Source organism: Streptococcus sp. 1559, from assembly GCF_013276735.1.
GTDB lineage: Bacteria > Bacillota > Bacilli > Lactobacillales > Streptococcaceae > Streptococcus > Streptococcus pseudopneumoniae.
The window spans coordinates 21,195-28,575 of sequence record NZ_VMLO01000026.1; the positions used below are offsets into that span (position 1 = coordinate 21,195).

Annotated in this window: 7 protein-coding genes and 2 pseudogenes; 7 read left to right on the forward strand and 2 right to left on the reverse strand. The window is 40.4% G+C overall.

Going from position 1 to position 7,381, the window contains the following annotated elements:
* Position 1: 1 nt before the first annotated feature.
* The 3 genes from HT688_RS04430 (at position 2) to ilvD (ending at position 3,724) form a co-directional block, all read left to right on the forward strand.
* Positions 2 to 859, forward strand: a complete 858-nt coding sequence (locus HT688_RS04430) for a transketolase (RefSeq protein WP_000603571.1) — start codon at positions 2 to 4, stop codon at positions 857 to 859.
* A complete protein-coding gene (locus HT688_RS04435) occupies positions 856 to 1,788 on the forward strand; it encodes a transketolase family protein (RefSeq protein ID WP_000986379.1) in 933 nt (310 codons plus the stop codon). The genes HT688_RS04430 and HT688_RS04435 overlap by 4 nt, the downstream gene beginning before the upstream one ends.
* A gap of 232 nt (positions 1,789 to 2,020) precedes the next feature.
* Positions 2,021 to 3,724, forward strand: a complete 1,704-nt coding sequence (ilvD, locus tag HT688_RS04440) for a dihydroxy-acid dehydratase (RefSeq protein ID WP_000137354.1) — start codon at positions 2,021 to 2,023, stop codon at positions 3,722 to 3,724.
* A gap of 206 nt (positions 3,725 to 3,930) precedes the next feature.
* Here the strand turns inward: ilvD and HT688_RS04445 are convergent, their stop codons facing one another.
* Positions 3,931 to 4,272 carry a metal-sulfur cluster assembly factor gene (locus HT688_RS04445; RefSeq protein WP_001206380.1) on the reverse strand — a complete coding sequence of 114 codons (342 nt, stop codon included), beginning with the start codon at positions 4,270 to 4,272 and terminating at the stop codon, positions 3,931 to 3,933.
* Positions 4,273 to 4,395: 123 nt separating this feature from the next.
* On the opposite strand from HT688_RS04445, the pseudogene HT688_RS04450 reads away from it, so the two are divergent.
* Positions 4,396 to 4,938: pseudogene (locus HT688_RS04450) on the forward strand (helix-turn-helix domain-containing protein); the annotation flags it as partial.
* 372 nt (positions 4,939 to 5,310) lie between these two features.
* On the opposite strand, the gene HT688_RS04455 reads toward HT688_RS04450, so the two are convergent.
* Complete coding sequence (locus HT688_RS04455) at positions 5,311 to 5,847, reverse strand: biotin transporter BioY (RefSeq protein ID WP_000750390.1); 537 nt, start codon at positions 5,845 to 5,847, stop codon at positions 5,311 to 5,313.
* Positions 5,848 to 6,101: 254 nt separating this feature from the next.
* On the opposite strand from HT688_RS04455, the gene HT688_RS04460 reads away from it, so the two are divergent.
* The 3 genes and pseudogenes from HT688_RS04460 to HT688_RS04470 all read left to right on the forward strand — a co-directional run.
* Positions 6,102 to 6,833 (forward strand): cyclase family protein, encoded by a 732-nt coding sequence (locus HT688_RS04460; RefSeq protein ID WP_001281647.1) that lies wholly within the window; start codon positions 6,102 to 6,104, stop codon positions 6,831 to 6,833.
* A 20-nt stretch (positions 6,834 to 6,853) separates the two neighbouring features.
* Positions 6,854 to 6,991, forward strand: coding sequence for a hypothetical protein (locus HT688_RS04465; protein WP_000149864.1), 138 nt, complete (start codon positions 6,854 to 6,856; stop codon positions 6,989 to 6,991).
* A 174-nt stretch (positions 6,992 to 7,165) separates the two neighbouring features.
* Positions 7,166 to 7,381 (forward strand): annotated as a pseudogene (locus HT688_RS04470) (IS1380 family transposase); the annotation flags it as partial.

Sequence of the window (7,381 nt, forward strand, 5' to 3'; positions counted from 1 at the left end):
GATGATTTTAAGTGAAAATAGAGAAGATGAGTTAAGAAAATTTGCGACTAACATCCGATTAAATACTCTTAGAACATTGAATCATCTTGGATTCGGACATTACGGAGGAAGTCTGTCTATCGTAGAAGTTCTAGCAGTGCTTTATGGTGAAATAATGCCAATGACTCCAGAAATATTTGCAGCACGAGATAGAGATTATTTCATATTATCAAAAGGTCACGGAGGACCAGCTCTATACAGTACACTCTATTTGAATGGTTTCTTTGACAAAGAATTCTTATATTCTTTAAATACAAATGGAACCAAATTACCGTCTCATCCTGATAGAAATCTAACGCCGGGCATAGATATGACAACTGGCTCTTTAGGACAGGGAATTAGTGTTGCAACCGGACTTGCATATGGTCAGAGAATAAGAAAAAGTCCCTTTTATACCTATGCTATTGTTGGAGATGGTGAGTTAAATGAGGGACAATGTTGGGAGGCTATACAGTTTGCTTCTCAGCAACAGTTATCCAACTTAATTGTATTTGTTGATGATAACAAAAAACAATTAGATGGTTTTACAAAGGATATTTGTAATCCAGGTGACTTCGTAGAAAAATTTTCAGCATTTGGATTTGAATCCATTAGGGTCAAGGGTTCAGATATTAGAGAAATTTATGAAGGGATTGTCCAATTAAAACAGTCAAATAATTCATCACCTAAGTGCATTGTATTAGATACTATTAAAGGTCAAGGGGTTCAAGAGCTGGAAGAAATGAAATCCAATCATCATCTTCGCCCTACTGTAGAGGAGAAACAAATGTTAACTTCAGTTGTAGAAAGATTAAGTCAGGAATTGGAGGAAACAGAATGATGAGAAGCACGAAAGAATTACGGCATGTATATAGAGACTTCCTTTTAGAGGCTAATCAAAGTGATTCTGATATAGTAGTCTTAGAAGCCGATTTGTCAAGTTCGATGGCTACTCATAATCTTGAAAAGGACTTTGGAGACCGTTATGTGAATGTTGGGATTATGGAAGCAGAAATGGTCGGCCTTGCAGCAGGCTTGTCTATTCAGGGGTTTAGACCTTATCTTCATACATTTGGCCCTTTTGCTTCACGAAGAGTATTTGATCAATTATTTATTTCTCTTGGATACGCACAATTGGATGCCACTGTTATTGGATCAGATGCAGGAGTAACTGCGGAAATGAATGGTGGGACATATATGCCATTTGAAGAAATTGGATTGTTACGTTTAATTCCTAAATCGATCATTTTCGAAGCAACTGATGATATCCAATTTCGTGAAATCTTGAACCAGACATTAGAATTAAAAGGACTAAAATATATTCGAACAATTCGAAAAGCTCCAGAGGCTGTCTATCAAGGTGGAGAAGATTTTTCTAAAGGCTACATTGAGTTAAGACACGGGGAAGATCTTGTAATCGTTGCTTCTGGCATAATGGTTGCTCCAAGTATTCGAGTTGCAGATGAACTGTCTAAATTAGGTTATTCAGTAGGTGTGATAGATTTATTTAGAATCAAACCGATACCAGAACAGATAAAAACAATGTTAAGTGGAAAAACTATATTTACTGTAGAAAACCACAATCAGATAGGTGGAATTGGCAGTGCTTTATGTGAATTATTCTCTGATGATGGAATAACAAAAATTCATCGGATGGGTGTTCAAGAAAGATTCGGTCAAGTAGGGAAAGTGGATTATCTTCTTAATGAGTATGGTTTGAGTGAATCGAATATAAAAGAGAAAGTTCTAGAAATTTATAATGCAAGATAGATGTTGAATACACTGTTCTGAAAGAATTTTTGTAACAATTACAGTACGTTATTTAAAGAAAGCGGATTAAAAAGCATATTCTGGTCATCAGAAAGTGCCCTAATCCGCTTTGTTGTTTTTAGTTTTAAATATTTCATATGTATATAGAATTTTCTGAAAATTCAAGAATTTTCTTCTGTTCATTGCTTTTAAAATGTGCTATAATAGTAAAAACTGAAATGGGAGGGAACAAATGACTGAATTAGATAAACGTCACCGCAGTAGCATTTATGACAGTATGGTAAAATCACCAAACCGTGCTATGCTTCGTGCGACTGGTATGACAGATAAGGACTTTGAAACACCGATTGTGGGAGTGATTTCGACTTGGGCGGAAAATACACCATGTAACATTCACTTGCATGATTTCGGGAAACTGGCTAAAGAAGGTGTCAAATCTGCAGGCGCTTGGCCTGTACAGTTTGGAACTATTACCGTAGCAGACGGGATCGCTATGGGAACGCCTGGTATGCGTTTCTCTCTAACATCTCGTGACATCATCGCGGACTCCATCGAGGCGGCTATGAGTGGTCACAACGTGGATGCCTTCGTCGCTATCGGTGGCTGTGACAAGAACATGCCTGGATCTATGATTGCCATTGCCAATATGGATATCCCTGCAGTCTTTGCCTATGGTGGAACGATTGCACCGGGAAATCTTGATGGCAAAGACATTGACTTGGTTTCTGTCTTTGAGGGTATCGGAAAATGGAACCACGGTGACATGACAGCTGAGGACGTGAAACGTCTTGAATGTAATGCCTGCCCTGGCCCTGGTGGCTGTGGTGGTATGTATACTGCTAATACCATGGCGACTGCTATCGAAGTTTTGGGTATGAGTTTGCCAGGTTCTTCATCTCACCCAGCTGAATCAGCTGATAAGAAAGAAGATATCGAAGCAGCAGGACGTGCTGTTGTTAAGATGTTGGAGCTTGGTCTCAAACCATCAGATATCTTGACTCGTGAAGCCTTTGAAGATGCCATCACTGTGACGATGGCTCTCGGTGGTTCTACAAACGCCACTCTTCACTTGCTTGCCATTGCCCATGCTGCCAATGTTGACTTGTCACTTGAGGACTTCAATACGATCCAAGAGCGTGTGCCTCACTTGGCCGACTTGAAACCATCTGGTCAGTATGTCTTCCAAGACCTCTACGAAGTCGGTGGTGTCCCTGCGGTTATGAAGTACTTGTTGGCAAATGGATTCCTTCATGGAGATCGCATCACATGTACTGGTAAGACAGTTGCTGAGAACTTGGCTGACTTTGCAGACCTCACACCAGGTCAAAAAGTTATCATGCCACTTGAAAATCCAAAACGTGCGGACGGTCCGCTTATCATCTTGAACGGAAACCTTGCTCCTGACGGTGCAGTTGCCAAGGTATCAGGTGTTAAAGTGCGTCGTCACGTTGGGCCAGCTAAGGTCTTTGACTCAGAAGAAGATGCCATTCAGGCTGTTTTGACAGATGAAATCGTTGATGGCGATGTAGTCGTTGTTCGTTTCGTTGGACCTAAGGGTGGTCCTGGTATGCCTGAGATGCTGTCCCTTTCTTCAATGATCGTTGGTAAAGGTCAAGGAGACAAGGTGGCCCTCTTGACGGATGGACGTTTCTCTGGTGGTACTTATGGTCTGGTTGTTGGACATATCGCTCCTGAAGCTCAGGATGGTGGACCAATTGCCTATCTTCGTACAGGCGATATCGTTACGGTTGACCAAGATACCAAAGAAATTTCCATGGCCGTATCCGAAGAAGAACTTGAAAAACGCAAGGCAGAAACAACCTTGCCACCACTTTATAGCCGTGGTGTCCTCGGTAAATATGCCCACATCGTATCATCTGCTTCACGCGGAGCCGTGACAGACTTCTGGAATATGGACAAGTCAGGTAAAAAATAAACTCATACTCTTCGAAAATCTCTTCAAACCACGTCAACGTCGCCTTGCCGTTTTGAGCTGACTTCGTCAATTTTATCCACAACTTCAAAACAGTGTTTTGAGCAACCTGCGGCTAGTTTTCTAGTTTGCCCTTTGATTTTCATTGAGTATCAAAAAGCAAGCCATTTTCGGCTTGCTTTTTTCATCTTTAAAAGTGATTGGTCTGATTAACGAGGTGGTAGTCCAAGGGCAATACGGCCATAGCGACTGATTCGTGTGATTTTCCAAGCAGGCGACCAGGTAACTTCAACCTTGACATCTTCGATCCCCTCGATTTGTTTCAGACCTGCAACGATTTCAATAGGCAGGCTTTCGGCACAATCACAGGCGGTGTCAGTGAAGGTCATGACAATCTTGCAGAGACCTGTTTCGTCCAGATTGATTTCATAGATCAGCCCTAGATTGTAAACATCCAATTCCACATCTGTATCAAAAACCTTCTCTAGTTTTTCGATAATTTGATCTTGCAAGGCCAAAGCACGGTCATTGATTTTGATATCCTCTCTCATTACAGTCCCTCCACATGATAAATATCCCCTATTTTCTCATAACTCTGACAATTTGGCAAGCTTTTGATGAATTTTCTGAAAAATATGATAAAATGAAGAAAATACGGAATCAAGGGGAAGTCTATGGAGCAGATTGGAAAAGTCTTTAGACAATTACGAGAGTCAAGAAATATCTCACTGAGACAAGCAACCGGGGGACAATTTTCGCCGTCTATGTTGTCCCGCTTTGAAACAGGTCAGAGTGAGCTTTCGGTGGAAAAGTTTCTATTTGCCTTGGGAAATATATCTGCCAGTGTAGAGGAAATTCTCTTTCTGGCGAGAGGTTTTCAGTATGATACAGATTCTGAGTTGAGAAAAGAAATCATAGATGTCTTGGATCCAAAGAATATAGCTCCTCTTGAGGACTTGTATCGCAAGGAGTATCAAAAGCATGTCCATTCTCAAAACAAACAGAAACATATTTTAAATGCCATTATGATTAAGTCTTATATGAAGAGCATGGATGATACGGTAGAGTTAACGGCAGAGGAAGGGAAAGTCCTTCATGATTATTTGTTTTCTACCGAGATTTGGGGAATCTATGAACTCAATTTATTTTCAGTCAGTTCACAATTTCTATCTGCTTCTCTTTTCACTAGGTATGTTAGAGAGATGGTACGTAATACTTAATGAAAATCAAAAAGCAAACAAGGAAGATAGCCGAAGGCAGTACTGGCGTACGGCAAGGCGACGCTGACAAAGTTTAAAGAGATTTTCGAAGAGTATTAGCCCCAAACTTCATCCGCAATTTCCTGGATGAGGGCAATGGCTGATATCAATGTTAAGGAGCTTAGTTATCATGTTACTGAAAATGATGTAGCGATAACTTTTTAAACAATCGTGTATAAAAAGATTTCAATTTTTAAAACCTTAACTATTAAGCTATTCAAATCTATAATTGAATAAAAAAGCGAACAAAACAAAATTCTGATTACCAGAAAAATAGTTTTGTTCGTTTTTTTATATTTGGGGTCGGAATTTTGTTCCAGCCTCTTTTTATTATTGTTGAAAATAGCCTTGTCCTTTCAAACTTCTAAAAATAGGTTGGCTAAGTAGGGTGATGGTTACTAGTTTTCCAAGGTCAGGGAGTATAAATGGTAGGACACCGACTGTAGTAGCTTGTGCTAGAGGAATACCCGATAAGAGATGTAGTCCCAGGATGCCACCGACAAAAACAAGACTATCTCCTAGTAGATTGGCCAGAAAAATTTTAGGGGGACTGGTTTTGGGATGGGTCAGATAGGCGGTCACTCCGGCATAAAGCAAATCAAACCAGAGGTAGCCTGCACTTGGTCCGACCAGGACATGAAAACCAGCACTTCCCCCAGCAAAGACAGGAAGACCGATTCCACCCAAAAGGAGGTAGAGGCCTACAGATAGAAGAGCTTCACGAGGACGAAAGATAGTAGCAATTAGCCCAATCGCTAAATTTTGCAATGTGAAGGGAACAGGACCAAGGGGAAGGGTAATCTGAGCCAGCACAGCAATCAAGGCAGCCCCGATAGCTGGAAGAACTAAGGTGTATGATTTTTTCAAGATTGTCAACCTCTTTTTGTTTTTATGGTAATTATTATAATGGATTTTGACAGATTGTCAACTTTATTTTTAAACATAGGTAACAAATAGTGTGGCAGTCGAAAGGTATAGTTTAAAACTATATATACCTCAAGAAAAGAGTAATGCGATATAATCGATAAATGCTTGTTTAGGGAATTCTTTGCTGGTATAATAGAAGCATCTATTACAACTGATATAGTTTGAAACTATGTTTCTATCAAGGAGGTTCTGTCATGTCTGATTTATTATCGCTTTATGAAACGTTAAAATCAAAGAAATGGGTCAATCTAAGCCATCGTATTGATGAAAATAGCCCGCATTTCCCAGCTCTTCCAGCCTTGGAAAAGAAGGATTTATTCACTTTGAAGGATGGATTCCATGTGCAACAGTTTTCTGTGGTTGGTCAGTACGGTACCCACATTGATGCTCCGATTCACTTTGTTGAAGGTGGTCGTTGGTTGGAGGAGATTGACCTCAAGGACTTGCTTTTGCCTCTTTTTGTTATCGATAAGTCGGCAGCAGTAGCTGAAAATCCAAACTATATTTTGACGAAGCAAGATATCTTGGACTTTGAAGCGGAACATGGACAAATCCTGCCAGAGTCTTTTGTAGCTTTTCGGACAGACTGGTCCAAACGTTGGCCTGATCAAGATGCTATGCGTAATCTTGATGAAAATGGGGTGCAACAGAGTCCTGGATGGAGCCGAGAAGCCTTAGAATTTTTGATTCATGAACGTCAGGTCAAGGCCGTCGGTCATGAGACTTTTGACACTGATGCAGGCATTCCTGCTGCTGAGCATGGGCTTCTCAATGAATACTATCTCTTGGAGCAGGATATTTATCAGGTAGAAGTATTAGCCAACCTAAATCAAGTGCCTGCTACAAGTGCCCTGATTAGTATCAGTTTCCCTAACTGGAATCAAGCGACTGGTTCGCCTGTTCGTGCTTTAGCAATTTTACCTTAGAAATAGAATTGGAGAAAAAGATGACACATACACACGCACCTTTCCGAGTAGATCATGTTGGTTCCTTCCTTCGTCCAAAAGCGCTTGTTCAAGCGCGTGAAGCCTTCGCAGCTGGTGATATCAGCCCAATTGAGTATGAATATGATTTGAGTGAATAGTAAGTTAAACCCCAATTATTCACCCCTAATCTAAAAACCCTCCAGAATCCTTGCCTTAGCTTAGATCCTGGATGGTTTCTTTTTTCACCCAATGGGTGTTTTTTACTAGACAAAAAAGAGTTTCCCCTTTATGGTATAAGTGTAGAAAAAAACACAAAAAGAAAGGAAACTCACATGAACAGTTTACCAAATCATCACTTCCAAAACAAGTCTTTTTACCAACTATCTTTCGATGGAGGTCATTTAACCCAGTATGGTGGTCTTATCTTTTTTCAGGAACTTTTTCCCAGTTGAAACTAAAAGAGCGGATTTCTAAGTATTTAGTAACGAATGACCAACGCCGCTACTGTCGTTATTCGGATTCAGATATCCTTGTCCAGTTCCTCTTTC

Excerpts from the sequence above, each read along its gene's own strand:
- HT688_RS04430 (WP_000603571.1), top strand. The coding sequence starts at position 2 with ATGATTTTAAGTGAAAATAGAGAAGATGAGTTAAGAAAATTTGCGACT.
- HT688_RS04435 (WP_000986379.1), top strand. The coding sequence starts at position 856 with ATGATGAGAAGCACGAAAGAATTACGGCATGTATATAGAGACTTCCTT.
- ilvD (WP_000137354.1), top strand. The coding sequence starts at position 2,021 with ATGACTGAATTAGATAAACGTCACCGCAGTAGCATTTATGACAGTATG.
- HT688_RS04445 (WP_001206380.1), bottom strand. The coding sequence starts at position 4,272 with ATGAGAGAGGATATCAAAATCAATGACCGTGCTTTGGCCTTGCAAGAT.
- HT688_RS04460 (WP_001281647.1), top strand. The coding sequence starts at position 6,102 with ATGTCTGATTTATTATCGCTTTATGAAACGTTAAAATCAAAGAAATGG.
- HT688_RS04465 (WP_000149864.1), top strand. The coding sequence starts at position 6,854 with ATGACACATACACACGCACCTTTCCGAGTAGATCATGTTGGTTCCTTC.